24 protein-coding genes are annotated in these 25,292 nt (G+C 68.2%); 12 read left to right on the top strand and 12 right to left on the bottom strand.

Annotated elements, in window-relative coordinates:
* Window positions 1-38: 38 nt before the first annotated feature.
* On the bottom strand, window positions 39-1,661 hold the full coding sequence (locus OG405_RS23095; RefSeq protein ID WP_327148550.1) for a (2,3-dihydroxybenzoyl)adenylate synthase: 1,623 nt from the start codon (window positions 1,659-1,661) through the stop codon (window positions 39-41).
* A 190-nt stretch (window positions 1,662-1,851) separates the two neighbouring features.
* Here OG405_RS23095 and OG405_RS23090 point away from each other — a divergent pair, with 190 nt between their 5' ends.
* The 3 genes from OG405_RS23090 to OG405_RS23080 all read left to right on the top strand — a co-directional run bounded on the left by OG405_RS23090 (window position 1,852) and on the right by OG405_RS23080 (window position 4,643).
* On the top strand, window positions 1,852-2,730 hold the full coding sequence (locus OG405_RS23090; protein ID WP_327148549.1) for an oxidoreductase: 879 nt from the start codon (window positions 1,852-1,854) through the stop codon (window positions 2,728-2,730).
* Between the two features lie 98 nt (window positions 2,731-2,828).
* Window positions 2,829-3,296, top strand: a complete 468-nt coding sequence (locus tag OG405_RS23085; protein WP_327148548.1) for a carboxymuconolactone decarboxylase family protein — start codon at window positions 2,829-2,831, stop codon at window positions 3,294-3,296.
* A 255-nt stretch (window positions 3,297-3,551) separates the two neighbouring features.
* Window positions 3,552-4,643 (top strand): 3-deoxy-7-phosphoheptulonate synthase, encoded by a 1,092-nt coding sequence (locus OG405_RS23080; protein ID WP_327148547.1) that lies wholly within the window; start codon window positions 3,552-3,554, stop codon window positions 4,641-4,643.
* A 103-nt stretch (window positions 4,644-4,746) separates the two neighbouring features.
* Here the strand turns inward: OG405_RS23080 and OG405_RS23075 are convergent, their stop codons facing one another.
* Window positions 4,747-5,307 (bottom strand): GNAT family N-acetyltransferase, encoded by a 561-nt coding sequence (locus tag OG405_RS23075; protein WP_327148546.1) that lies wholly within the window; start codon window positions 5,305-5,307, stop codon window positions 4,747-4,749.
* Window positions 5,308-5,426: 119 nt separating this feature from the next.
* Between OG405_RS23075 and sigJ the strand changes: the two genes are divergently transcribed.
* The gene (gene sigJ / locus OG405_RS23070) at window positions 5,427-6,356 is read left to right on the top strand and encodes an RNA polymerase sigma factor SigJ (protein WP_327148545.1); all 930 of its coding nucleotides are present in this window, start codon (window positions 5,427-5,429) and stop codon (window positions 6,354-6,356) included.
* A 9-nt stretch (window positions 6,357-6,365) separates the two neighbouring features.
* Here sigJ and OG405_RS23065 read toward each other — a convergent pair whose 3' ends face one another.
* On the bottom strand, window positions 6,366-7,010 hold the full coding sequence (locus OG405_RS23065) for a LysE family translocator (RefSeq protein WP_327148544.1): 645 nt from the start codon (window positions 7,008-7,010) through the stop codon (window positions 6,366-6,368).
* Window positions 7,011-7,289: 279 nt separating this feature from the next.
* Between OG405_RS23065 and OG405_RS23060 the strand changes: the two genes are divergently transcribed.
* From OG405_RS23060 to OG405_RS23050, 3 genes are all read left to right on the top strand, one after another.
* Entirely contained in the window at window positions 7,290-8,960 is a 1,671-nt protein-coding gene (locus OG405_RS23060) for a DNA repair helicase XPB (protein ID WP_327148543.1), read from the top strand.
* Window positions 8,961-9,000: 40 nt separating this feature from the next.
* Entirely contained in the window at window positions 9,001-9,669 is a 669-nt protein-coding gene (locus OG405_RS23055) for a DUF3239 domain-containing protein (RefSeq protein WP_327148542.1), read from the top strand.
* Window positions 9,670-9,823: 154 nt separating this feature from the next.
* Window positions 9,824-11,227 (top strand): M1 family metallopeptidase, encoded by a 1,404-nt coding sequence (locus OG405_RS23050; RefSeq protein ID WP_327148541.1) that lies wholly within the window; start codon window positions 9,824-9,826, stop codon window positions 11,225-11,227.
* Between the two features lie 17 nt (window positions 11,228-11,244).
* Here the strand turns inward: OG405_RS23050 and OG405_RS23045 are convergent, their stop codons facing one another.
* Entirely contained in the window at window positions 11,245-13,518 is a 2,274-nt protein-coding gene (locus tag OG405_RS23045) for a helicase-associated domain-containing protein (protein ID WP_327148540.1), read from the bottom strand.
* A gap of 137 nt (window positions 13,519-13,655) precedes the next feature.
* Here OG405_RS23045 and OG405_RS23040 point away from each other — a divergent pair, with 137 nt between their 5' ends.
* Complete coding sequence (locus tag OG405_RS23040) at window positions 13,656-13,844, top strand: hypothetical protein (RefSeq protein WP_327148539.1); 189 nt, start codon at window positions 13,656-13,658, stop codon at window positions 13,842-13,844.
* 69 nt (window positions 13,845-13,913) lie between these two features.
* Here the strand turns inward: OG405_RS23040 and OG405_RS23035 are convergent, their stop codons facing one another.
* Together OG405_RS23035 and OG405_RS23030 are read right to left on the bottom strand one after the other, a co-directional pair.
* On the bottom strand, window positions 13,914-14,573 hold the full coding sequence (locus tag OG405_RS23035; protein ID WP_327148538.1) for a transglycosylase family protein: 660 nt from the start codon (window positions 14,571-14,573) through the stop codon (window positions 13,914-13,916).
* A gap of 378 nt (window positions 14,574-14,951) precedes the next feature.
* Complete coding sequence (locus OG405_RS23030; protein WP_327148537.1) at window positions 14,952-15,197, bottom strand: hypothetical protein; 246 nt, start codon at window positions 15,195-15,197, stop codon at window positions 14,952-14,954.
* A 187-nt stretch (window positions 15,198-15,384) separates the two neighbouring features.
* On the opposite strand from OG405_RS23030, the gene OG405_RS23025 reads away from it, so the two are divergent.
* Complete coding sequence (locus OG405_RS23025) at window positions 15,385-15,804, top strand: cold-shock protein (protein ID WP_327152455.1); 420 nt, start codon at window positions 15,385-15,387, stop codon at window positions 15,802-15,804.
* Between the two features lie 59 nt (window positions 15,805-15,863).
* On the opposite strand, the gene OG405_RS23020 is transcribed toward OG405_RS23025, so the two are convergent.
* The 3 genes from OG405_RS23020 to OG405_RS23010 all read right to left on the bottom strand — a co-directional run bounded on the left by OG405_RS23020 (window position 15,864) and on the right by OG405_RS23010 (window position 19,427).
* Window positions 15,864-16,370, bottom strand: coding sequence for a DUF2771 domain-containing protein (locus OG405_RS23020; protein ID WP_327148536.1), 507 nt, complete (start codon window positions 16,368-16,370; stop codon window positions 15,864-15,866).
* Window positions 16,367-18,208, bottom strand: a complete 1,842-nt coding sequence (locus OG405_RS23015; protein WP_327148535.1) for an MFS transporter — start codon at window positions 18,206-18,208, stop codon at window positions 16,367-16,369. The genes OG405_RS23020 and OG405_RS23015 overlap by 4 nt, the downstream gene beginning before the upstream one ends.
* Window positions 18,209-18,653: 445 nt before the next feature.
* A complete protein-coding gene (locus tag OG405_RS23010) occupies window positions 18,654-19,427 on the bottom strand; it encodes a glutaminyl-peptide cyclotransferase (protein WP_327148534.1) in 774 nt (257 codons plus the stop codon).
* Between the two features lie 17 nt (window positions 19,428-19,444).
* On the opposite strand from OG405_RS23010, the gene OG405_RS23005 reads away from it, so the two are divergent.
* Both OG405_RS23005 and OG405_RS23000 read left to right on the top strand, forming a co-directional pair.
* A complete protein-coding gene (locus OG405_RS23005) occupies window positions 19,445-20,284 on the top strand; it encodes a DUF3027 domain-containing protein (protein ID WP_327148533.1) in 840 nt (279 codons plus the stop codon).
* Window positions 20,285-20,548: 264 nt separating this feature from the next.
* Entirely contained in the window at window positions 20,549-23,323 is a 2,775-nt protein-coding gene (locus OG405_RS23000) for a sacsin N-terminal ATP-binding-like domain-containing protein (protein ID WP_442790784.1), read from the top strand.
* Window positions 23,324-23,340: 17 nt separating this feature from the next.
* On the opposite strand, the gene OG405_RS22995 is transcribed toward OG405_RS23000, so the two are convergent.
* Both OG405_RS22995 and OG405_RS22990 read right to left on the bottom strand, forming a co-directional pair.
* On the bottom strand, window positions 23,341-23,973 hold the full coding sequence (locus OG405_RS22995) for a TetR/AcrR family transcriptional regulator (protein WP_327148531.1): 633 nt from the start codon (window positions 23,971-23,973) through the stop codon (window positions 23,341-23,343).
* Window positions 23,974-24,097: 124 nt separating this feature from the next.
* Window positions 24,098-24,337 (bottom strand): DUF2530 domain-containing protein, encoded by a 240-nt coding sequence (locus OG405_RS22990; protein WP_327148530.1) that lies wholly within the window; start codon window positions 24,335-24,337, stop codon window positions 24,098-24,100.
* Window positions 24,338-24,385: 48 nt separating this feature from the next.
* On the opposite strand from OG405_RS22990, the gene OG405_RS22985 reads away from it, so the two are divergent.
* Window positions 24,386-24,835 carry a MarR family winged helix-turn-helix transcriptional regulator gene (locus tag OG405_RS22985; protein ID WP_442790595.1) on the top strand — a complete coding sequence of 150 codons (450 nt, stop codon included), beginning with the start codon at window positions 24,386-24,388 and terminating at the stop codon, window positions 24,833-24,835.
* 32 nt (window positions 24,836-24,867) lie between these two features.
* On the opposite strand, the gene OG405_RS22980 is transcribed toward OG405_RS22985, so the two are convergent.
* A complete protein-coding gene (locus OG405_RS22980; RefSeq protein ID WP_058853830.1) occupies window positions 24,868-25,269 on the bottom strand; it encodes a YccF domain-containing protein in 402 nt (133 codons plus the stop codon).
* Window positions 25,270-25,292: the final 23 nt, after the last annotated feature.

Raw genomic sequence — 25,292 nt, 5'->3', positions numbered from 1 at the left:
CGCAGACGGTCGCGGGCCCGGCCCGCGACCGTCTCCGGCTAACCCTGAGCGCGCAGCGCCTTCTTGTCGATCTTGCCCACGGCGGTCAGCGGCAGGGTGTCCGCTCGGCGCAGTACATCCGGGAGTTTGTAGGTGGCCAGGCCGCGGCCGGTGAGGAACTCTTTGATCTCGGCCAGGGTCGGCATATCACCGGTCACGACCAGTACCGCGCAGACCTTCTCGCCGAGACCGGGGTCGGGCAGCCCGATCGCGGCCGCGTGCCGGACCGCGGGGTGGGCGAGCAGATGCTCCTCGAGTTCGTCGCAGGAGACGTTCTCCCCGCCCCGGTTGATCACATCCTTGATCCGGCCCGACACCACCAGATGGCCGCTGGGTAACTGCCGGACCAGATCGCCGCTGCGGTAGAAGCCGTCGGGAGTGAAAGCGCGGGCATTGTGCTCCGGCGCGCGGTAGTACCCGCGCAACGTGTACGGACCGCGGGTGAGCAGCTCGCCTTCCGCGCCCGGTGCGACATCGGCGCCCTCCGCGTCCACCACTCGGATCTCGTCGGCCGGGCACAGCGGGCGGCCCTGGGTGGTGCAGATGATGTCCGGATCGTCGTCGAGTCGGGTGAAGTTCAGCAATCCCTCGGCCATACCGAACACCTGCTGCAAGGTGACGTTCAGCGCCGGTGCCACTTCGCGTGCGTTCACCTCGGCCAGCTTCGCGCCACCTACCTGTAGCAGCCGTAGCGAGGAGATATCGGCGTCCTCCCATTCGACGGCGGCCGACCACAGCTGAGCCAGCGGTGGCACCACGGCAGTGACGGTGACTCCGTATCGTTCGATCACCGCGAACGCGCTCTCCGGGCTGGGATCGGCGGCGAAGGCCAGCGCGCCGCCGGTCGCCACCGTGCCGAGGAGGCCCGGGCAGGCCAGCGGGAAGTTGTGTGCGGCGGGCAGGGTGGCCAGGTAGACATCCTGCTCGCCGAGTCCGCATACGGCCGCGCTGGCGGTCGCGTTGTAGACGTAGTCGTCGTGGGTACGGGCGATGAGTTTGGGGAGTCCGGTGGTGCCTCCGGACACCAGCATGAGTGCGATATCGCCGGGATCGATCGCCGGCAACGCTCCGGTGTCGGCGGCGATCGACATCAGCTCGGTGAATTCACCGGCCTCGCCCGATACCAGGACGTGGCGCAGAGTCGCGACGGTTGTCAGGAGAGTGGCAGCCAGTTGCCGGTAGTCGAAATCGCCCTGGCTGTCGGCGACCAGGTACGCGACTGCGCCGGACAGGCGGGCCAGGTGCTCGATCTCGGCCCGGCGGTGCGCGGGCAGGGTGAGCACCGGAATGATGCCGGCGCGCAGCAGGCCGAACAACACGATGGCGAAGTCGGGAGTATTGAGCAGCTGCACGATCACCCGGTCACCCGGCGCGATACCGAGGTCCAGGAATCCGTACGCCATCCGGTCGGCCTCGCCGTCCAGTTCGGCATAGGTCAGCGTCCGGTCGCCGAGGAGAGCGGGGCGATCCGGGCCGCGGCGGGCGGTATCACGCAGCAGATCACCCACGGTGGTGCCGGACCAGTAGCCGGCGGCACGATAGGAGTCGGCCAGGTCCGTGGGAAAGGGAACGTAGCCGTCACGATGGGTGCCGGCAGCGGTGGAAGTCACGATATGCCTCATAGGAAAACAGGGACTCGAAAGCGTGTGCGGCGCGATTCCGGTCCGGTATAGGTTAGGCAAACCTATATCGTTTTGGAAAGGCCGGGTAGTTTCTACGCAGGTACCGGCGTTGGGGGGCGGTCAGGATCCGCGCCGCGATCCCGGTCCGTCGTGCCCTGTGTACATAGCCCCAGCGCATTAGACTCGCCCCATGAGTGGTTGGGGCGTCGGGGACATCCCCGATCAGCAGGGTCGAACCGTCATCATCACCGGTGCCAACAGCGGACTCGGCGCGGTCGCCGCACGCGCCCTGGCCGGCGCCGGAGCGCAGGTGATCCTGGCCTGCCGGAACGTCGGCAAAGGTCAGTCGATCGCCGACGAGATCGGGGAGCGGGCGCAGGTCCGGCAGCTGGATCTGGCCGATCTGTCCTCGATCCGGGAGTTCGCCGCCGGAGTGGAGAACGCGGATGTGCTGATCAACAATGCGGGGGTGATGGCGGTACCGCTGCGGCGGACCGCCGACGGCTTCGAAATGCAGATCGGCACCAACCACCTCGGCCATTTCGCACTGACCGGGCTGCTGCTGGGCAAGATCGGTGAGCGGATCGTCACCCTGTCCAGCGGCGCCCACACGGCGGGGGTCATCGACCTCGACGATCTCAACTGGGAACGGCGGCCCTACAAGCGCTGGTCGGCCTACGGGCAGTCGAAGCTGGCCAATCTGCTGTTCGCTTTCGAGCTGCAGCGCAGGCTCGCCGCGGCCGGGTCGGCGAAACTCTCGCTCGCGGCCCATCCGGGATACGCGGCCACCGACCTGCAGTCACACACCGAGACTGCGCTCGACTCGGTGATGAGCATCGGCAACAAGGTGTTCGCGCAGAGCGCGGAGATGGGCGCGCTGCCCGAACTGTTCGCCGCGACCGCCACCGTCGAGCCGGGCGCGTACTACGGGCCGACCGGCCTGGGCGGTATGCGCGGACACCCGGGTCGTTCGGGTTGCTCGAAGCGGGCGAAAGACCAGCTCACCGCCCGTTCGCTATGGGAGCTCTCGGAGCGGCTGACCGACGTGAAGTTCGATTTCTCGGCCTGATCCGGTAGTCCGCACCCGGTGGTTCCCCGCGGAATGTCACATCTGCGTTCGGTATCCCGTCTTCTCTTCGACAAGGCAGGAACGAAAGGAATCCGGACATGGAACCCCGTGTGAATCTCTTCGAGAACAAGGTCACCGCGAGCTACGTCAAGCGGCTGACCACCGCCGGCAAGGTCGCCGAGAGCTCAGGTCTACCCGCCGCCACCTACGAGCTGGTGAAGATCCGCGCCAGCCAGATCAACGGCTGCGCGATGTGCCTGGACATGCACACCAAGGACGCCCTGCACGCCGGGGAGACCGCGCTGCGGATCAACCTGATCGCCGCATGGCGGGAAGCTCCGGTGTTCACCGAGGCCGAACGCGCCGCGCTCGAACTCACCGAGGCGGGCACCCGGCTGGCCGACGGCGGCGGGGTGAGCGAGGAGACCTGGCAGCGCGTGCGTAAACACTACGACGACGACCAGATCGGCGGCCTGCTGGTCGCCGTCGCCACCATCAACGCATGGAATCGGCTCAACGCCATCGCCCACACCCCGGCCGGGAACTACGAACCCGGCATGTTCTGAAACGGCACGGGGGCGGAATTGTGTTGAGCATCACTTTCTCTCAGGCTATTTCGCCCCGGATCGACATCTGCGGGCAACCGGCTGGTAGCGTGGCCAATCGTGCAGCGCGTGTATTTCTGGTTTAGCAAGCCGGCCCGGGGTGGGTCGGTCTGCCGCTATCCCGCGCGCTGACCAGTTCACCCCGAGCCGGATAAGACCGGCTCGACGGGTAGATGTTTCCGTGGGTCGGCCCGAACGAGAAGGACACCACCCACGATGACAACCGCAGTCGATATCGACGCCCATCATTGCGATCTGGACGATCAGCGCACCCTCAGTGTGAGCCCGTTACGATCCCCGGCCGAAGTGCGCCGGGTGCACGCCATCACCGACGACCACGCCGCCATCGTCCGGGCCGGCCGCAAATCCACCATCGAGGTCCTCAACGGGCTCGACGACCGCCTCATGGTGGTAGTCGGCCCCTGCTCGGTTCACGACCCCGCAGCCGCCCTCGACTACGCACGCCGCCTGGCCGCCGCCTCGGCCGAACTTTCCGACCGGCTGCATCTGGTCATGCGCGTCTATTTCGAGAAGCCGCGCACCACGCTGGGCTGGAAGGGCCTGATCAACGATCCGCATCTCAACGGCAGCTTCGACGTCAACACCGGGCTGGGCATCGGTCGCCAGCTGCTGCTCGACATCACCGCGCTGGGCCTGCCGGTGGCCTGCGAGTTCCTCGACCCCATCACTCCGCAGTACATCTCGGATCTGGTCTCCTACGGTGCGATCGGCGCCCGTACCGCGGCCAGCCAGGTGCACCGGCAGCTGAGCAGCGCGCTGTCCATGCCGGTCGGGATCAAGAACGGCACCGACGGTGATGTACAGGTCGCGGTGGACGGAGTCCGGGCGGCTGCGGCCAGCCACGTGTTCCCGGGCACCGATCTCGACGGACGCTCCGCCCTCATCCGCACGGCAGGTAACGAGGACTGCCATGTGATCCTGCGCGGCGGGTCCAACGGCACCAACTATGACGCGGCCTCGGTGGCCGACGCGTGCGTGCGATTGGAGAAGTCGAAACTGCCGCAGCGCATTGTCGTCGACGCAAGCCACGGCAACAGCAACAAGGACCACCGGCGCCAGCCGGTCGTCGTCGCCGATATCGCCGAGCGGCTGGCCGCCGGGGAACCCGGCGTGGTCGGCGTGATGCTGGAGAGCTTCCTGGTCGAGGGACGCCAAGACCTCACCTTGGGCCGGTCGGCCGACCTCACCTACGGCCAGTCCATCACCGACGGCTGCATGGACTGGGACACCACCGCTGTCCAGCTGAACCGGCTGGCCGAGGCCGTCGCCCAGCGCCGCCGGGACTGACGATCGGGCCGCAGCGCCGTACGGACCCTGGTTCCGCGGCGCGGGCGGCGGGCCGCGGTGGGGGAAACCTCGGACACTCCGCCGACGCGCCGAACTCCCCGGATCAGATCCCGGCCGGCCATCCGTCCGCCGGACCGGGTGGATCGGTGTCGAGTCGGGCGGCCATCCAATGGTCGCGGCGGCTTCCGCGCAGCACACTGCCGAGCCGGGCCAGACCCTCATAGCGGAAACCGTGCTTGCGGGCCGCGGCGGCGGACGGGTGATTGCCGACGAAAGCGCGCCACTGGATACGGGTCAGGCCCATCCCGTCCGGGTCGAAACCGAAATCGCACGCGAGCTCGATGGCCCGGGACATCAGCCCCTGCCGGCGGTGCTCGGCAGCGATCCAGTAGCCGATTTCGGCGGAGCCCTGGTCCTGCGGCTGGACACCCAGGCCCACGGTTCCGACGAGGCGCCCGTGCTCGCCTAGCCGGATAGCCCAGGTGGGGCTGTTACCGGCCCATCCCTCGGCCGATCTGGTGCGGACGAAGTACTCGGCGTCGGTACGGCCGTAGGGCACCGGGATCGTCACCCATTCGGCGATCGACGAATCCTGGCAGCATTCGAGGATCGTCTCGATATCGGAGTCCACCGGCCGGTTCAGCCACACGGTTCCGTCGGTCAATATGCGCTCCTCCACCCCACGATAATGGCAGCCCGAGTCGGTTTCGGGCATCCGATTTCTCATGCCCCCGCACCGGGGCGCCGCCTGGCTCGGCACTCGCGCTCCGTAGAATTCCGGCGGTGGTAGCCGCGCTTCTCGCCGACCTGTTCGAGTCCCATCGCGGGCATCTGCTGGCGGTGGCCTACCGGCTGACCGGCAGCGTGGCGGATGCGGAGGACGCTGTTCAGGAGAGCTGGCTGCGGCTGGCCGGAGCCGCACAGTCGGAGATCGAGGATCTGCGCGCGTGGTTGACCACGGTGGTCTCCCGGCTCTGCCTGGACCGATTGCGCAGTGCCGCGGTCCGCCGGGAAAGCTATGTGGGCCAGTGGCTCCCGGAACCCGTGGTGACGCCGCTGGCCGGTGTCCCGGGTTCGGACCCACTCGCCTCGGTGGTGCTGCGGCAAGAGTTCCGGATGGCCGCGCTGGTGGTACTGGACCAGCTCACCCCGCCACAGCGCGTGGCGTTCGTATTGCACGAGGGCCTGGCGGTTCCCTACGGCGAGATCGCCGGGATTCTCGATATCACCGCCGAGGCCGCCCGGCAGCTGGCCGCCCGCGCGCGCAAGGTCGTTCGCGAACAGACACCGCCGGTAACCGCCGACGACGAGCACGAGGCCGCCGTACAGAAGCTGCTGGTCGCGCTGAGTGCCGGAGATGCCCGGGCGGTGGCGGCGGTACTGCACCCCGAGGCGGTGATGATCGGTGATTCCGGCGGTACCACGCAGACCGCGCGCAATATGATCTTCGGCCCGGACAAGGTCGCCCGACTGTTCCTCGGTCTCATCCGCCGCTACGGCCTGGACCGGCCCGGGGTCGATTTCGTCGCCGAGAGTATGGAGTTCGTGCGGGTCAACGGGCAGCTCGGCGTGCTCGTCCACGCTCGTCCGGGCGACGGCGACCATCCCGGCTTCCCGTCGCGGGTCGTGGGGTTCACTGTGGTGGACGGGGTGGTCCGGGGCGCTTACGACCATGCCAACCCGGCGAAACTGCGCGGTGTCCGGTTGAGCTGACCGGACTGGTCAGGCGGGAGCCGGTCGGGTCCGGTCGGTGAGTAGCAGCACCGCCATCGTCCCCAGCACCGAACCCATCAGCAGTCGCTGTACCCGTAACCAGAGCGGCCGCCCACTCAGGAATCCGGCCACCGTTCCCGCCGTGCACACGATGAGGGCGTTGACGGCGAGCGCGACCGTGATCTGCACTGCTCCGAGGCCCAGACTCTGCGCCCACACCGGTCCCGAATCGGGCGCGACGAACTGCGGGATCAGCGCCAGATACATGACGGCGATCTTCGGGTTGAGCAGATTGGTGACCAGCCCCATCGTGAACAGCCGCCCGGCGGGATCGCGGGGCAGCGGCTCCGGGGTGAACACCGATACCGCGCCCGGCCGTATCGCTTGCCAGGCCAGCCACAGGAGATACGCGGCCCCGGCCACCTTCAGCGCTGTGTACAGCGCTGGAACCAGGGTGAACACGGCGGTGATACCGGTTGCGGCGGCGGCCAGGTAGACCCCGAAACCGGCGGCCACGCCGGTCAGCGAGATCATTCCGGCGCGTCGGCCCTGCGAAATCGTGCGGGAAACCAGATACATCATGTTCGGGCCGGGAGTGAGGACAAGCCCGAGCGCGGCCACCGCCACCCCGGCCGCCGCCGCGATCTCTATCATGGCTCCCATACTGGCGATGTCGGGTAGCCACTGTCTCGGGCCAGTTGATACATACTGGACCGGGCATCGAATGCCGACGCAACCACCCGAGTCGGGTTTTACGAGACCCACCCGCGCCGGATGCGAGTCCCGAGGCCTGAACGGCGAGACTTCAGGGCCTCAACCCCCGCGCCGCCGAAACACCGGCCCTCGCGCGCGACAGCGCGCCGAAAACACCCCCCGGCGCGCTGTCGGTGGCTTCGGGGACAATGGGCGACAGCCGAGGTGAGGAGGTGTTCCGTGGCGAACGGGCCGCTGATCGTGCAGAGCGATAAAACAGTCCTGTTGGAGGTCGATCACGAACTCGCGGATGTGGCGCGGCAAGCGATCGCCCCGTTCGCGGAGCTGGAGCGAGCACCCGAACACGTGCACACCTACCGGGTGACACCGCTGGCCCTGTGGAACGCCCGGGCCGCGGGGCACGACGCGGAGCAGGTCGTGGACGCGCTGGTCGGCCACTCCCGTTTCCCGGTACCGCAGCCGTTGCTCGTCGATATCGTCGAGACGATGGCCCGCTACGGGCGGCTGCAACTGGTCAAGCATCCGGCGCACGGACTGACTCTGGTCAGCCTCGATCGCGCGGTGCTGGCCGAGGTGCTGCGGCACAAGAAGATCGCCCCCATGCTCGGCGAACGTATCGACGACGACACGGTGGTCGTGCACGGGTCCGAGCGGGGGCACATCAAACAGCAGCTGCTCAAGATCGGCTGGCCCGCCGAGGACCTGGCCGGGTACGTCGACGGTGAAGCCCACCCGATCGATCTGGACTTCCAGGGCGCGAGCTGGCAGCTGCGCGACTACCAGGAGATGGCCGCCGACTCGTTCTGGGCGGGCGGATCCGGTGTGGTGGTGCTGCCGTGTGGTGCCGGTAAGACGATGGTGGGGGCGGCGGCGATGGCACGCGCCAAGGCCACCACCCTGATCCTGGTGACCAATACCGTCGCCGGTCGGCAGTGGCGGCGGGAACTGCTCGCGCGCACCTCGCTCACCGAGGAGGAGATCGGCGAGTACTCCGGGGAACGCAAGGAGGTCCGCCCGGTCACCATCGCGACCTACCAGGTGATCACCCGCAAATCGAAGGGTGAGTACAAGCATCTCGAATTGTTCGACAGCCGGGACTGGGGCCTGGTGATCTACGACGAGGTGCATCTGCTGCCCGCCCCGGTTTTCCGGATGACGGCCGATCTGCAGTCACGGCGGCGGCTCGGTCTCACTGCCACGCTGGTCCGCGAGGACGGCCGCGAGGGCGATGTGTTCTCGCTGATCGGTCCCAAGCGCTACGACGCGCCGTGGAAGGATATCGAGGCCCAGGGCTGGATCGCCCCGGCCGAATGTATCGAGGTCCGGGTCACGCTGACCGATGCCGAGCGGATGTCCTACGCGACCGCCGAACCCGAGGAACGCTACAAGCTCTGCTCCACCGCCCATACCAAGATCGCCGTGGTGAAATCCATTCTGGCCCGGCACCGCACTGCGCCCACCCTGGTTATCGGCGCTTACCTGGACCAGTTGGAGGAATTGGGCGCCGCCCTGGACGCCCCGGTGATCCAGGGGTCGACGAAGAACAAGGAACGCGAGGCTCTTTTCGACGCTTTCCGCCGTGGCGAGATCCCGGTACTCGTAGTCAGCAAGGTCGCGAATTTCTCCATCGACCTGCCGGAGGCGTCGGTGGCTGTGCAGGTTTCCGGTACCTTCGGGTCGCGCCAGGAAGAAGCCCAGCGGTTGGGCCGGTTGCTGCGTCCGAAACACGACGGCGGTCAGGCCCATTTCTATTCCGTTGTGGCCCGCGACACTCTGGACGCGGATTACGCTGCGCATCGGCAACGTTTTCTCGCCGAACAGGGTTATGCCTATCGGATAACGGATGCCGATGATCTGCTGGGCCCTGCCATAGGACCCGGCGAGCAATAACGGCGTTCCGAACTCGACGAATTGTGTTAGGAATGGCGACGTGCGACGCTTCCGATTCGTGGTGGACCGCAGGCACGCCCACGCGGTCAACGAAGTAGTCGCCGGACGCCGCCGGGTGCGGCTCGCCGCGGTCCCCGCCGCTCTCGGTGCCGCGGCCGCCACCGCCTACCTGGTGTGGCTGGGCCATCCCTGGTCCTATCCACTGGCGCTGGCCGGTGCACTGGGCACGGCGACGGCACTGTGGGTGGCGCTGTGGGCACCGCGCCGGACCGGTATCGATCGGCTCTACGCGGAAGGGGAACTGGCGCCGGCGGTGGTCGCGCCGATCCGGTCGCGTGGCGCGGTGCTGCTCGCGCTGGTCAATGTGGCCCGTAGCGATACCGGGGAGTCGCGGTACGCACTGGTCACCCGGAAGGTGCGACAGTTGCCCGGGCATCGGTTGACCGAAGGGGAGCGGGTTCCCGTCATCGCGGTCCGCGGTGATCGCACCAGTCGTTCGATCGGGGAGCGCTGGCTGCCGGTCGAGGCGATGCCGATCGCCTGGGGAACCACCGATACCGCCGTGATCGAGCGGGCCTGCGCGGCGATCACCGAGATCGAATGGCGTTTACTCGCGGACAATCTCGCCCTCGCCGAACAGGTTCACCGCAGCGCGGCCAAACGATTGCTGCTCGATCCGGGCCAGTTGCCGGAGGGGCTCGGCGCCTGAGCCGCGGCGCGCGGTGCCGACCGTTGGTCCACGCGGGCCGGGAAACGCTCGCGCGCCGCGTTTTCCGGGGTACCGGCATCCGGGGTCGATAGCGACTAACGTCGTCGAGCGGGTGACGAGGAGAACCTGAGTCGATCACGGAAGGTGGAATCGTATGAGGCCGACCCGCTGGCTGAGCGCCGCGGTGATCGCGTTGTCGAGTCCGGCCCTGGTTCCGGCAGCCGCGCAGGCACCGTCCGCGTCGTTGGCGGGTTCGGCGGGATTGGGCGATTCCTACTTTCCCATGGACGGTAACGGCGGTTACGACGTCGCGCACTACGACGTGACCCTCGGCTACGACCCGGCCGATCACCAGCTCACCGGGTCGACCCGGATCGATGCCGCCGCCACCCAGCCGCTGACATCGTTCAACCTCGATTACAGCGGCCCCCCGGTGCGAACAGTGCGGGTGAACAATGTGGCCGCCGGATTCGAATGGCGGAAACCGCACGAACTGGTCGTGCATCCGGCGCTGCCGTTGCTGCCCGGTCTGCCGTTCACCGTCACCGTCGACTACGCGGGCACGGCCACCGATACTCGCGGCGAGGGCTGGACCTACGCGCCGACCGGCGGCGCATTCGCCACAGGGCAACCGCATTCGGCATCCACCTGGTATCCGCTCAACGATTCCCCGCGGGACAAGGCCACCTTCACCCTGCACACGACCGTTCCGGAGGAATGGCAGGTGATGTCGGGCGGTGTCCGGGTACGCGATGAAGTGCGCGACGGGTTCCGCACGGTGAGCTGGGAACAGCGGCACCCGGTGATCGGTTACCTCACCACTGTCGCCATCGACCGGTTCGAATTCCTGGAACAGCGCCGCGCGAACGGCACCCCGCTGCTGAGCGCTTTCGCGCCGGGTGCCGAGAAGTTGCGGCAGTACGAGGAAAGGCTGCCGCAGGTCCTCGATTTCACCGAAAGTCTGTACGGCCCGTATCCGTTCGATGCCGGCGGTGGGATATTCCTGGCCGCCGATATCCCGTTTTCCTTGGAAACCCAGACCCGGCCCACCTACGCGTCGTGGGCCGATCTGAATACCGTGGTGCACGAGACGGCCCACCAGTGGTGGGGTGATTCGGTGTCGGTGCAGAACTGGTCCGATATCTGTCTCAACGAATGTGTCGCCAGCTATACCGCCGACTATCTCTGGCCGGAGCGGACGGACGGTGTCGATGTGGACGCGAAATACCGTGACACGATTCGGAAGATGCTGGCGAAGCCGAAATTCTGGGAAGTGCCGCTGGAGGATCCCGGGCCGGAAAAGATGTTCACCTCCGTCTACTATCGAGGGCCGCTGTTCATGCATGCATTGCGTAAACAGCTGGGGGACAACGTTTTCTTCGACGCATTGCGAGAATTCGCGGCAGTTCACGCCTACGGCAATGCCTCGATGCCGGAATTCCGCGCATTCATCCAGTCCGAATCGCCGACCGATCTGACGGGTTTCTTCGACGCTTGGCTGCGCGGCACCACCCCGCCACCGGACCAGTACCTCTATCCGGGTTCGCTGCGCGGCTGAGCGCTGGGGCGGAACCGCTATTCGAGCAGCGCGACCGACGAGATCCGGTGCAGGGTGAACTGCCGGACCGTTCCGGTGACCGGGTCCAGCGCGTCGAGCTGACCGTTGCCGACGCGCACCGGTTCGACGACACGTTGGATCGCGGTGCCTTTGGCGTCGACATAGCCGATATGTACCTGCCGTCGTACCCGGGCCGCCAGTTGGAGCAGCGCCAGCGCGGCGGCGGTGCTCGTGCGGGTGCCGTCGCTGCGCACCGCCTGCCCGGAGGTGGCGGTGGCGGCCCGCTCGCCGGCACGTAGTTCGGTGACCAGTAGCTGCAGTTGATCAGTTGTCGGCGGGGACGGCCGGTACGGCTGCCGGGCCAGCGGTCGTACGCTGACCCGCGCCCCGCGCTGCCGCAGATCCACGATCGCGCCGGAGGCGTCCTCACCGGCGGGCGCGAAACCCGCCGCGCGCAATTGCTCGAACAACTCGCCCAGCGGCGCCTGCGATATCGCCACCGTCGGCGCGATACCGCGCAGCGCCAGGGTTTCGGCAACGGGGGAGGCCAGCACCTGCGCCAGGAGAGCGGGATCCTCACTGCGCACGAACGACTGCGCCATCCCGGCCCGCAACCGGCCGTGCCGCCGCGCCACATCGTCGATCAGATAGGTGAGCGTCTGCGGGACGGGGGTTCGGGAGTGACGGTCGAAGAGGCTGTGCAGCTCAGCAGCGGTGAGGCCGGCGTCGAGCGCGCGGCGCAGCGTGGGCTCCCCGATCCGGTAGACGGTGGCGGCCCCGGCCGATTCCACATCGGCGACCAGTTCGATCCGGCGCTGCAGGTCGGCGGTGAGCGGTCCCGGCGCCACCACCGTCAGGTCGGCCTGGACCAGGACATGGTCCACTGGGTCGGGGAGCGCGGCCTCCAGTGCGGCTTCCGCGGCCGCGAGGGCATTTGTCAGCAAGGTCCGGGCGGCGGTGGTGAGCGCACCGCGTCCCACCAGACCCACCGCGGCGGCCTCGTCGAGGGTGTTGTCGACGACTTGGCGCCGGAAGTGCCGGCGGCGTCGCGGGGTGCGCCATGCCAGCAGGCGGGCGAGGTCTCCGGGATCGAGATCGGTGCCGGGAGGTTGCTCGGCCAGTGTCTCCAGCACGATGCGCCGATCCCGCACGGCGTAGGGTGCCCGGAGTTCGTGCGCGAGCGCCGCCAGCGGCTTGTCCGCGGCATCGCGCAAGCCGATCATCCACGGATTCCGGTCCAGTTCCAGCCAGGCGTGTGCGAGCGGGACCCAGCGGCGCGCCGACGGTGCTTCCAGCCAGGAGTCCGCGGCGGGGGTCGGCGCCCAGAAATCGTCGGCGTCGGCCTCCGGTGCCGGATCGGGGAAACCTTTCTCGATCAGCTTCGCCGCCGCGAGCAGTTCCACCAGCAGACCGGCCCGGGTTTCGTCGATCCCGGCGGATTTGGCGATGCGGCGCAATTCCCGTACTCCCAGCCCGCCCGCCCGCAGTGCCGGAGCGGGAAGTTGCCCGAGTACGTCGAGGATGGCGGCGCAGTGCCGGAGCAGTTCGCCGACCTCGCCCGCGCCGACGCCGTCGACTTCGGCGATCCGGTGCGGAGTCGTCCGCGGTTCGGGCTCGGTCAGTCGGTACACGTCGGTAACCGGTTCGCCGCGCAGCAGCTGACCCACGGCGGGGGGAAGTTCCACTGTCTCGTCGTCGATCCGGCGCAGCAGCCCCGCGGCCAGCAGTCGGGGTACCGGACGGTCCACCGGCGCGTCCGGTGCGGCATCGCGGGTGCGGCCGCGCGGCCCGGTCGCGGCGAGTTTGTCCAGAAGCGCGCGTTGGGCGGGATGGAGATCGGCGAGCGCCACGGTGAGTTCCGGTTCGGACAGGCCACCGGCAGGGTCGGTTCCGCTCCCCAGGGGCCACGGCAACGCTTCCGCGGTCGCCGGCACCAACCTGATCCGGTCGCCGTCGAACCAGAGCAGCGCCCGATCGGCCAGTTCGGTGACGGCCGCGTCCACTGTCGCCGCCTTGGCTCGAGGACGCAGCGTGCGTTTGAGTTCGGTGCGGGTGAGTGGCTCACCGCCGCTTGCGGTATGCAGTGCCAGAACTTCCACGATCGCGAAGGGCACGGTGCCCAGCTCATCGGCCGCGCGCAGGACCGAGGCACGTTGTTCGGCGCGGGCGGCGAGTACTCCCATGGAGGACGGCAACGGCACCGCGAGATCGGGCCGACGTTCGAGCAGAGCCACCAGCTGTGCGTCGGAGCGGGCACCGAGCCAGGCGGTGAACGAGTCTTGGCCGGTCATCCGGTCCAGACTAGCCGGGGGCTGCGGGTCCGGTGGGGTGCGGTCCGGTGACCGTCATCGAGGGGCCCGGCCTGCGAACTGCGGTACCGAGGCGATTGGCGCGCGGACCCGCGGCGCGGCCGTGCCAGAATGAGAAGGTGGTGAACAAATCGAAGAAACCCTACGTCGACAACGGCTGGCCCGAGGTGGCCGATGGTGATCACGCTGTCACCGAGTTGTCTGCGTCCCGCTCCGGTAACCTCTCGCCTTTCGGCGAGGACACCGAGTTCCCGTTGGCTGCCGACCAGCTGCCGTATCTGCACCCGCACACAGTGATCAACCGCTGAGCGGACGAACGAACGAACCCCGCATCACCTGACGGTGAGGCGGGGTTCTTTCGTAGCCGGGATGCCCGATCAGGAGGGCAGCAGGCCTTTGTTCGCTTCGAAGACGTTGAGCAGGCCGGAATCGAGCTGGGGGTTGCCGGCCTTGACGGCCTGGAACAGATCCAGCGCGGGCTGCGGAACCTGCACGCCCTGTGCCTGGACGGCGGCGAGCGCGCGGTCCACGGCGGTGTAGACCTCTTGGGTCTGAGTCTGGGGTTGGGCCTGCGCCTGAGTCGGGGTGCCCGGCGCGGCCTGGGTGCTGGGGGTTTCGGTCTCGGTCTGCACGGCCGGAGTATCGGCCGGGGTTTCCCGCGGGGTCGAGCCGCTGCTCAGGCCCAGCGACGACGAGCAGGAAGGCCAGGCGCCCCAGCCCTGCGAGGCGAGTACGTTTTCGGCGACATCGATCTGCTGTTCGCGACTGGCCTGGTTCGCGGTCGGCGCGTAATCTCCGCCGCCGTTGGCCTGCCAGGTGCTCTGCGAGAACTGCAGTCCGCCGTGATAGCCGTTACCGGTGTTGATGGCCCAGTTGCCGCCGGCTTCGCACTGTGCGAGTCGATCCCAGTCGGCGTCGGGTGCCGCGCTGGCGGTACCGGCGAGGGCTACACCCGCACCGCTGATCATGGCGCCGGTGACGGCGACCTTGGCCACAGTGCGACCGGCATTGGTGGGCTTGCGATGGCGTCCACTCATTCGGTTTCGTCTTCCTCTCGTACGCACCTGCGAGGTATTCGCTCGGGTCCAGGCTGAGAGGGTGCCCGTCCCGCCCTTGCCCCTGTGGTTTCCGTTGGGTTCCGGTTTCCGCGGGGCGAGGTTCGGTGCGGCGGACCGGTGGGCCGGAGTGCCCGGCTGGGGTAGACGGTACGACGTTCCCCGCGAAAAATCACTATTTGGTAACCGGCGTGTGCGGATGGGTTGCGGAGCGGTCACGACGCGCGCTCGCGGTCTCTGCGCAGCTAGTAGAGCCATATTGCGGATCGGCGGCGGGACACGCCGCGCCGTTATCGGGCCGTTATGTGATTATCATCACGTAACGCATAGGTCACGGCGCGGCCGGGTATTGAACAGTGGTCACTTGGATCGGCGACCGGAGCGCAGCGCGAAGATCAGCGCCGCGACGAAACCGACCGGAGCCAGCATCGCGCCGAGATACAACCACAGCCCTGGTTCACCGTCGGTGAGGACCGGAGTGAGGAAGATCGCCACCACGGACAACAGCCCGAGGGCGAACAGTCCGAGCGCGAGTTGTAGTAACCAATTGCCGGGGGTGCGCCCGGGCGGCGGGCCCGAGGGCCCCGGATCGGCGGAATTCGTCACCGTTCGACCGTAAAACTGATGTGCTGGCGCTGTACCCACCGGGGTAGACTCGGAGCGATCTCGCGTCCTGCATGCCTGTGGGGCGCGTTTTTCGAGTAGTGGACAAGACCTGCCACCAGCGGGTTTCAGCGGACGAGTGTGACCGGGCCCGGTGTCCGGGCGCCGAACAGACGAACGGGTGAGCGCAGTGCCGACCGGCAAGGTGAAGTGGTACGACGTGGAAAAGGGCTTCGGTTTCCTTTCCCAGGACGAGGGTGAGGACGTCTACGTCCGCTCGTCCGCGCTGCCCCAGGGTGTCGAGACGCTCAAACCCGGCCAGCGGGTCGAATTCGGGATGGCTGCCGGGCGGCGCGGGCCGCAGGCACTGACTTTGAAACTGGTGGAGGCGCCGCCTTCGGTACGGCAGAACCAGGAGCGCAACACCCGCAAGGAGCCGGTCGCGCGCAAGCACAACCCCGACGAACTGCACGGCATGGTCGAGGACATGATCACGTTGCTGGAGGCGAAGGTGCAGCCGGATCTGCGCAAGGGTCGCTACCCGGATCGCAAGACCGCTCAGCGTATCTCGGAGGTCGTGCGCGCGGTGGCGCGGGAACTCGACAGCTGATCCTCCAGCGCGAGAACATTCGCGGGCCGGGCGGATGATCCCGCCGGCCCGCTGTCGTATCAGGCCGTTTTGATCGACCACACCGCGTGCGGGATGGGGAATTCGTTACCGACCTCGTCGATCGCGATGATCATCACCTGCAACTCCACTCCGACCAGTTCCAATCCCGGTTCGGGCCGCGACGGGACGGTCAGCGCGCGGGTGTCCGCCGGATGATCCCGGTAGGAGCTCGGCTGCTCGACGAGTTCGCCGTTCTCACGGGCGTACAGCGGCAACAGTTCCCACGGGCTGTCCACGAGCGCGTCGGGCAGGGAGATCTGCAGCGGATCACCGGCCGGCACCTCCAAGAAGACGGTTTCGCCCTGCCGGCAGTCCTCCATCCGCACCGTGCAGTAGCGGAACGGCGGCACCGTGACACTGGTGCCGTGCGCGTACGCGGTGAGTTCCGGGTCCTTCGATTCGGCGTCCCGTGCCAGCAGCCAGACCACGCCGGCGGTGGCGGCCACCAGTACCAGGATCCCGGTCAGGGCCAGCGCGAGGGTCCTGCGGATTGTGTTCGTACTCACCGGGCGGCTTCTCCTCGTGGGGGATGGTAGTGCGGAACCTCTTGTTCGGCGTGCAGCGGGCGGCGACCGCCCAGACCGGGCAGCAGGCTGAACCCGCGATAGCTCAGCACAGTCTGGACGAGCCCCCCGACCAGCACCGCACTGACCACAGCGAAACCCTTCCAATAGTCGGTCGGGAGCAGAACCCCGCCCGCGCCGCCGATCACCCAGCTGAGCTGCAACACGGTTTCGGAGCGACCGAACCCGGAGGCGATCGACTCGGGCGGTAGATCGTCCTGGATAGCGGCATCGAGGGATACCTTGGCCAGCGCGCTCGCTCCCGCGGCGACCAGGGCGGCCACCGCCGCACCGAACAGGTTGTTCGTCAGTACGGCCAAGACGGCCACGGCTGTGCATCCGATCGTGCAGTTCACCACGACCAGCGAGGGCCTGCCCAGCCGCAGCCGCGCCCCGGTGGCGTTGCCCGCGAAATTTCCGATGGCGGCCGCCGCGCCGACCAGACCCAGCATCGCTGCCTGCTGTACCGGGCGATGTTCGGTCGCCTTGGCCACGAACGCGATATAGAAGGTCAGGAATCCGGTGAGCACGCGAATACTGCCGTTACCCCACAGCCCGGTGACCACCGCGCGGCCGAGTGGCTGGCGGCGTTTGCGGGCCGGTATCGCGGATCCCGTGGTGGGGTCGAACGCCTCGGTTTCCGTATCGCGGGCGTGGTAGCCGAGGGTGGTCGGGACCTCGCCTTCGGTGATCTCCACCCAGCGCGGGATCTTCCAGCTCAGATACGCCCCGCCGACGGCGATTCCGGCCGCCAGGACCAGCGCGCCGGTCGAGCCGGCGATCGCGGCGGTCGCGGCGGCGATCCCTCCGGCGCCGAGCGTGCCCCCGACCAGTCCGAAGACGGTGAGGCGAGAGTTCGTGCGAACCAGGTCGATATCGGGGGGCAGGACTCTGGGAGTGACCGCGCTCTTGAGCACCGCGAACGATTTGCTGAGCACCATCATGCACAGTGCCAGCGGGTAGAGCACCCAACTGCCGAAACTGAAGATCAACACCACCGCCAGTACCGCGCGTACGGCGAACGAACTGGCCAGCGCCAACCGGCGGCCGCGCTGCAGCCGGTCCAGGGCGGGGCCGATCAGCGGCGCGATGATCGCGAACGGCGCGATCGTGATCAGCAGATACAGCGCGACCTTCGTCTTGCTCTCCGCGGTCGCGCTGGCGAAGAACAGCGTATTGGCCAGGGCGACCGCTATCGCGGCGTCCAGGGCGAAGTTCGCCATGGTGGCGTAAGTGAGCGCTGTCAGACCGGATTTGCCCGCACCGTCGGCTTCGGCCGCCCGCCGGAAAGTGGCGATACCTTTTTCGGTGATCTCCCGCCCGCGCATCGCCGCGACCCGCGTGACAGTGAGTTTGCGGGGGACGCGGCGGTCCTCGGTGCCGGATTCCGCACCGGCTTCGGCGCGCGGGTACTCCTCGGTCGCCGCCGGCTCTTTGTAACCGCCGTCGTTCGCATCCTTCTGCCGGCCGCCCGCGCCACTCGGTTCGGTTCGATACCGCGCGCCGGCGGCGCCCGGAGTCGGCCGGTCCGGGGGCTCACGGCGGTCCTCACCGGGAGGTGGGCGCCGACCGCCGGCCTCGAATCCGACCGGGTCCCGCCGCGTGCCGAGACCCGGGGCGAGGTCCGGACCGGTGGGGGTGCGGTGCCCGGCAGGCGGGCCCTGCCGGTAACTTCCGCGCTCGGTCTCCGACGGCGGTATTCCGTCCCTGTGAGAGAACGGAGTGCCGCTCGGCTCGCCGGTCCGACGGCCGGCCGTTCCCCGCTCATCCGGTGGGTCCATATCGACCGACCCCGCCGACCCGCGTGACCCGCTCAACGAGCCCAATATGCGAGCGAAGCGGCCCTCCCGCCCCGTCGAGCGTTCCCGGTTCTCCACTACCGGTGGGACCGGATGGCCACTACGCGCCGACCGGGACGAGTGGTCGTCCGGCCCCGCGGCGTCGGACTCGGCGGTGGGCAGGGGGCGGGTCGACGGCGGGGCCGGTCGAGTGTTGCCGGGGTCGGGTTCATGATTGCGGTGTGGCACGTTCGGCGGGGGGTAGCGGTCGAAACCTGGATGCCGCTGCGGTGGCGGTGACTCGCCGGCGGGCCACTGACCGCGATCGGAACCGGAGGGCTCGCGGGAAGTGGGCACATCTCAATTCTGGCCCACGGCGACGGCCCGCAAACGCCGCCCTGCTCACGACGGCCGGAAAGTGAGATGTGTCGCTGCGCCACCGCGCGGGTCAGGCCGGGACGAAACGGACTTCGAACACCGTGGGCCAGTACTTTCCGGTGATCAGGAAATGGTCGGTGCCCGGGATCTGGGCGATACCGTTGAGCACGTCGGTCTGCGCGCGTTCGGTGGCCGGAAGCAGTCCGGCGGCATCGACGACGGCCAGGACACGCCCGGTCTCCGGATCGATCCGGAGAATCTCGTCGGTGGGCCAGGAGTTGGCGTAGACCGAACCGTCCTCGGCGCATTCGAGTTCGTTCAGCCGAGCGCCGGTGTGGCTGGTCAGCGCCACCGATCCAGTGGGTGCGAAAGTCACCGGATCGCGGAAAGTCAGCCCGGCCGAGCCGTCGCTCATGACGAGTCGTCCGTCGCGGGTACACAGACCCCAGCCCTCACCCGGGTAGTTCACCCGATGCTTCTCGGCCAGCGTCCGCGGGTCCCGAGCGAAGGCGACCCCTTCTTTCCAGGTGATCTGCCACAGCGTGTCGCCGGCCAGCGTGATGCCCTCACCGAAGAAAGGCGGCGGCAGCGCGACCCGGACCAGTTCCTTGCCGGTGGCGCGGTCGGTGGTGCGGATACCGGAGAACCCGACCATCCCGGTGCTCTCGTACAGCACGTCGTCGTCGATTTCCAGGCCCTGGGTGAACGCGCCCAGATCGTGCCGGTGGGTCGCCAGCACCTCGATATTCAGCCGCGGCACCGCGTCATCGGTGCCCCGGCAGGCGGCCGCAGCGAGCAAGCAGAGCAGCGTGGCACCGACCCAGGTACGCCGAGTGCGCTTCATACGGCAAAATGTAGTCCGTGAGCGCAGTATCTGTTTCGGAGACCGAGGTGCGGACGATCCTGGCCGGGGCCGTCGACCTGGCTCGTCGTGCGCTCGTGGACCTGGAGCCGACCGGGGTCGGAGTGCATCTGGGCGTCCGCGCCGAGGACGAATGTTCGGCCACGCACCGCTTCGAGGCCACGTTGCCCGGCTACCACGGGTGGCAGTGGGCGGTGGTGGTGGCCGCCGCACCGGACACCGACCGGGTGACCGTGAGCGAGTCGGCGCTGCTGCCCGGGCCCGACGCGCTGATCGCGCCGGACTTCGTGCCCTGGGATCAGCGCATCCGCCCCGGCGACCTGGCACCCGGCGATCTGCTGGCCCCGCCCGCCGGCGACTCGCGACTCGCGCCGGGCTACACCGCCACCGGCGACCCCGAGGTCGACGAATTGGCCGGTCAGGTGGGGCTGGGCCGGAAACAGGTACTCAGCCGGGAGGGCCGGGAGGATGCGGCCGAACGCTGGTACGCCGAGTTCGGCCCCGATACCGAGATGGCCAAGGCCGCACCCGGCGCGTGTGAGAGCTGTGGTTTCTATGTCCCGCTGGCGGGCGCGCTGCGCGCCTGTTTCGGAGTCTGTGCGAACGCGATGGGCGCCGACGGGCATGTGGTGCACATGGGGTACGGCTGCGGTGCCCATTCGGATACCCAGTTGCCGACCGGTGCCGGATCACCGATCTATCAGGCCTACGACGATGCGGCGATCGAGGTGGTCGCGGTGGCGCCCGAGGCTACCGTAGCCGAGAGCGCCGATCTCCCTCGGCCGGATTCGGCGCCCACAGAAGCGGACGATTCCACAACCTCGTCGGATACTCCGTAGCCGGCGGGGCGCGAGCACCTCGTCGCGAACACTCGACCGCGATCGATACGTCCGTCCGGAGGGGAGCCGAGCCCGGTCTCGGAACCGCGCGGACCGCTACCGGTAAGGGGCCTGCGGGCCGTACCGTGGCGGCGCGACCGGTGGACCCGGACACGTACGCTGGCTCGGGTGAGCGAGACCGGTGCGGTGGGCGAAACGTTCGGGCCAGTGGGTACGGACGTCGGTACCGCGGATCCCTTCGGCACCGCGGGGTTGCGCGCCGCGGTGCTGGCCGCCTGGCGTGATTCGCCGACCCGGCTGCGGGAGGACGCGGCCACCGAGGCCGATCTGGTGCGCGCCGGCTACCGCGATCGGCTGCTGACCGAATTGGCGCAGAACGCCGCGGACGCGGCCGTGAAGGCGGGAGTGGCGGGCCGGATCACCGTGCGGTGCACAGGCCGGACGCTGTCGGTGGCCAATACAGGCGCACCACTGGATATATCCGGAGTGCACGCGCTGACTGCCCTGCGGGCTTCCGGGAAATCCGGGAGCGGTGGCGAGACCGGGCGTTTCGGTGTCGGATTCACCGCCGTGCTGACGGCGAGCGAGGAGCTCGAATTCCGGTCCACCAGTGGATCGCTCTGTTTCTCTCGGGAACGCACCCGCGCAGCACTGGAAGACGCCGGGGTGGTCGTACCGGAAGCCGAGAACGAGTTTGTGCCACCGGTCCTGCGGCTGGCCTGGCCCGTGGCCACCGCCCCCCTCACCGGCGCCGAGACCGAGATCGTGCTGACGCTGCGCGAAGATGTCGACCCCAGCGCACTGCTGGAATCCATGCGGGCCGAGGCCGTCGATCTGCTGTTGGAGTTGCCGGCGCTGCGGGAGATCCGGATCGGTGACGATATCGTGCGCGCGGAGACCGGAGATTCGGGGCTCGCGGGAGTGAGCGAGTTACGTATCAGCGGCCCCGGAACCGAGCAGAAGTGGTGGCAGTTCCAGACCGCGCGGGCCCGCTGGCTGCTGCCGTTGCGTGACGGCGTACCGGTGCCCGCCGGTCCCGATGTGCTGCGGGCTCCGACCCGTTCGGATGAGGAACTGTCGCTCCCGGCGGTGCTCATCGCCGATATTCCGATGCAACCGGACCGCCGCCGGGTGCTGCCCGGGAACCATCCGGCCGAACTGGCCGCGGGATACGCCGATTTCGCTCGTGCGCTGCCCCGGCGGTCGCGCTCGGTACTGGTGCCCATGCCGGCATTCGCCCGCAGCGAGACCGACGGTCTGTTACGCGAGGCGATCCTGCACGAACTGCGAACCGGGGCATGGCTCCCGGTGGTCGCGGCGCCGCCGGACGCCGGAAGCGACGAGGTGACCGGGGCCGGGGAGACCGACGGGGACGGCCGGGTGGCGGTACCCACGCGGGCGAGCGTATATCCCGACCTCACTCCCGAACTGGCCGGACTACTGGGTGGGGTGCTCGATCCGCTGGTGATCCCGGACCTGTCCGGCGCCCGGTACGCGGAAGCGCTCGCCGCGCTGGAAGTGCACCGGCTCGGCCCGGCCCGGCTGGCGGAACTCTGCGTAGGGCTGGAACGGTCTCCCTCCTGGTGGTTCACGTTCTATTCCGCGCTGGAACCATTCGTCACCGATCCGCTGACGGTGGAGGAACTCGGTGCCCTGCCGGTGCCGCTCGCCGACGGGCGGCTGGTGACAGGCCCGCGGACGGTGGTGTTGGACGATGAACTCACGGCCCTGCCCACCGCGGTGCCGGTGCACTGGGCCCGACTGGTGCACCCGGAAGCGGCGCATCCGCTGCTGGCGCGGCTCGGCGCACAGCGAGCCGGGATAGCGGACCTGCTGTCGGACCCCGCATTACGGGCGGAACTGACCGAGCACCCCGCCGATCCGGAGACGATCGAGGCGGTACTGCGACTGGCCGCGGCCGCCGCGGCTGCCGAACTGCCCGATTGGCTCGGCATGCTCGAACTGGCCGATGGCTCCGGTGGCGCTCGACCGGCCGACGAACTGTTGCTCCCGGATGCACCGTTGATCGAACTGCTGGTCCCGGATTCGCCGTTCGGGGTCGTCGCCGGGGAAGTGGTCGCGGAGTACGGTGCCGAGGCTTTGCGGGCTATCGGGGTCGGCTGGGACTTCGGGGTGGTCACCGAATCCGATCCGACCGGACCCGACCACCATCTCGATGACGAGGAAACGTGGTGGGCAGGGCTTTCCGAGGATCCTGCGGAGTTGGTCGCGGTACGCGATCTGGACCTGGTCGACGACGCGGCCTGGCCGGAGGCGCTGTGGCGGTTACTGACCACGGAACGCACCCGGCCGCTGCTCGGCAAGCCGGACGGATACACGGCGTGGTGGCTGCGTCATTACGCGCGGATCGATGGAGTCGCGTTGGGCGGCTACCGGCATCCCGCGGATACCGAATTCACCGGACTGCTGCCGGAACTCCCGATCACCGGATTGTCCGCCGTCGATCTCGACGCGCTGCGCGGCTGCCTCGCTGATCCCGGTGAGCTGGGTATCGCGCTGGTCGAAACGTTGCTGGAAGCGCTGGCCGACAGCGGGAAGTCGCCCGCTCCCGAAGTGGTGTCGGCGGTGCACACCCGGCTGGGTGCGGCTGTGCCGCGACTGGATCTCACTGCGCTCGGCCCGCCCGATCGGGTGCGGGCCCTGTCCGGGGCGGTGATCGACGCCGGCGACGCGCTGGTTCTGGATCAGCCGTGGTTCGGTCTCGCTGTGCCCGCGGACCGGCTGGTGGTCGCGGATCCGGCGAACGCCGCCGACCTCGCCGTTCTACTGGATCTGCCGTTGGTTTCCGAACAGGTCGACGCCGAAGTTCTCGGTGAGGGCCGGGAAACCGATTGGGCGCAGGAGCCGCTGGGTGTGGTGCTGAGCCGGCTCTTCACGCTGCCACCGCAAGAGGGGCCCCTGATCTTGCACGATGAACTGCGTATTCGGCTGACCGGTGCGGTGACCAGGACGGTGACCGTACCGTGGTGGCGCGCCGGTACCACGACCCACGTGCTGCGGCCGGGCCGTCCGGGCTGAACACCGGGCAGTGGACATCACGACTGGTCCGCGTGCCCGGCCAGGGCCTGGGCGAGCAGATCCAGTTGTGTGCGAACGCTTTCGCTGTCGTTGTCGACCAGCCAGCGCAGCACGATGCCGTCGATCACGCTGAGTGTGAAGCGCGAGAGCTGTGGCACCGGAACCTTCCAGGTGCTGCCGGTGGCATCGCGGGCGTGGTCGAGGATATCGGCGACCGTGGAATCGTTGAAGTTGTATTGTTCCCGGGCGATCGCCAGTTTGGCGGGGGTTTGCTCGCCCTCACGTAGCGCGTAGGTGGTGGTTTCGTAGGTGAGCAGCTGGCGTTCGGGTGTGGCTTCGATATTGAGCCACATGAGTTCCAGTCCGGCGCGCAGCAGATCGCGCAACGCGGTGGTACCGCTGCCCGCTTTCTGCCAGACCGACTCGTTGGCGTCCACCGAATCGCGCAACTCCATCGACAACGCCTTGACCAGTTCGGTCATCAAGGCGTCCTTGTTCTCGAAGCAGTAGTGCACCACGCCTAGTGATACGCCCGCGGCCTGAGCGACATCGCGGGTGGTCACCCCCGCGACTCCCTTTTTCTCGGCAAGGCCGATCGCGGCCTCGATAAGGTGGGCCCGTCGTTCTTCGACACTCAATCGAGAGGACACCTGAGCGAGTTTGGCCCGCTGGGCCCGAACAGTCAATTCCCTGCGGCGTGCTCCGGGCACCGAGCGGCCCGGGCTTCTTTCACGCCGCTGCCTCGGACAATGTGTCCGTTGTGCCGGACAGCTCTCACAATCCGGTCTGGGCGCCCTTGGCGCCGCGGCGCGCGCCACGCCGCTGGACGGCGAAGATCATGTACCCGAGTAGACCGACCGCCAAACCCATCAGGCATACCAGGCGGGCCGATTCCCAGCGCTGCCCGCTGAGCCAGACCACCACGGTGGCGACGGCGAACAGCGCGCAGCCGAGGGCGAGGACCGGTCGGGGGTCGGTCAGCCACGAGGGAAACTGCGGGAGCTGCGGGGCCATTCGATCAGCGTATCCGCTGTACGCACGCCGATCCGACGTGTGTCACGTATGGTTCACTTTGTGACTACCCACTCGGATGTGCGGGCGCTGGCCAGCGACCTCTCGCTGGCGGTGGTGCGTTTGACGCGGCATCTACGGGGGCGGCGTGCGGAATCGCAGATTACGCTGACCCAGCTTTCGGTCCTGGCCACTCTCGGTAACGAAGGTGCGATGACGCCCGGTGCACTGGCGGCCAAGGAGCGGGTTCAGCCCCCATCGATGACCCGGGTGATCGCCTCGCTCACCGATCTGGGTCTGGTGGAGCGTAATCCGCACCCGACCGACGGTCGGCAGATCATCGTTTCGTTGTCCGCGGCCGGGCAGACGCTGCTCGCCGATGAGCGCAGTGCCCGCGAAGCCTGGATGAGCGCACAGCTCGCGGGCCTGGAACCGGAACAGCTCGAGGATCTGGAACGTGCGGTGGCGATCATGAATCAGATCGTCGCCGACTCGGAATGAGCCGGTAGCGATACCCGCTCTACGCCGAGAACTCAGCGCGCTCCGAACGGCTGGTCGCTGTCCACGATTTCGCGGCCCAGCGGGAACAATGCGAGCGGAATCAGCTTGAGGTTCGCCCAGGCGAACGGAATACCGATGATCGTGCAGGCCAGGACGATACTGGTGCCGAGATGGCCCAGCGCCAGCCACCAGCCCGCGACCACGAACCAGATGATGTTGCCCAGCAGCGCGCCCGCCCCGGCGCCGGGTTTCTCGACGGTGGTGCGGCCGAACGGCCACAGCATATATACGCCGTTGCGCAGCGCGGCGACCCCGAACGGGATCGTGATGATGAGGACGAAGCAGATCAGCGCTGCCACGAAATAGCCGAGCGCCATCCAGAACCCTGCGAAGATGAGCCACAGGATATTGAGCAGGAGCTGGATCGGCTTCATACCACGAGCATGCCCTAAAGCGG

Source organism: Nocardia sp. NBC_01329 (assembly GCF_035956715.1).
Classification (GTDB): Bacteria; Actinomycetota; Actinomycetes; order Mycobacteriales; family Mycobacteriaceae; genus Nocardia.
The sequence above is the reverse complement of the archived record's forward strand: the minus strand, read 5'-3'. Positions and strand labels throughout refer to the sequence as shown.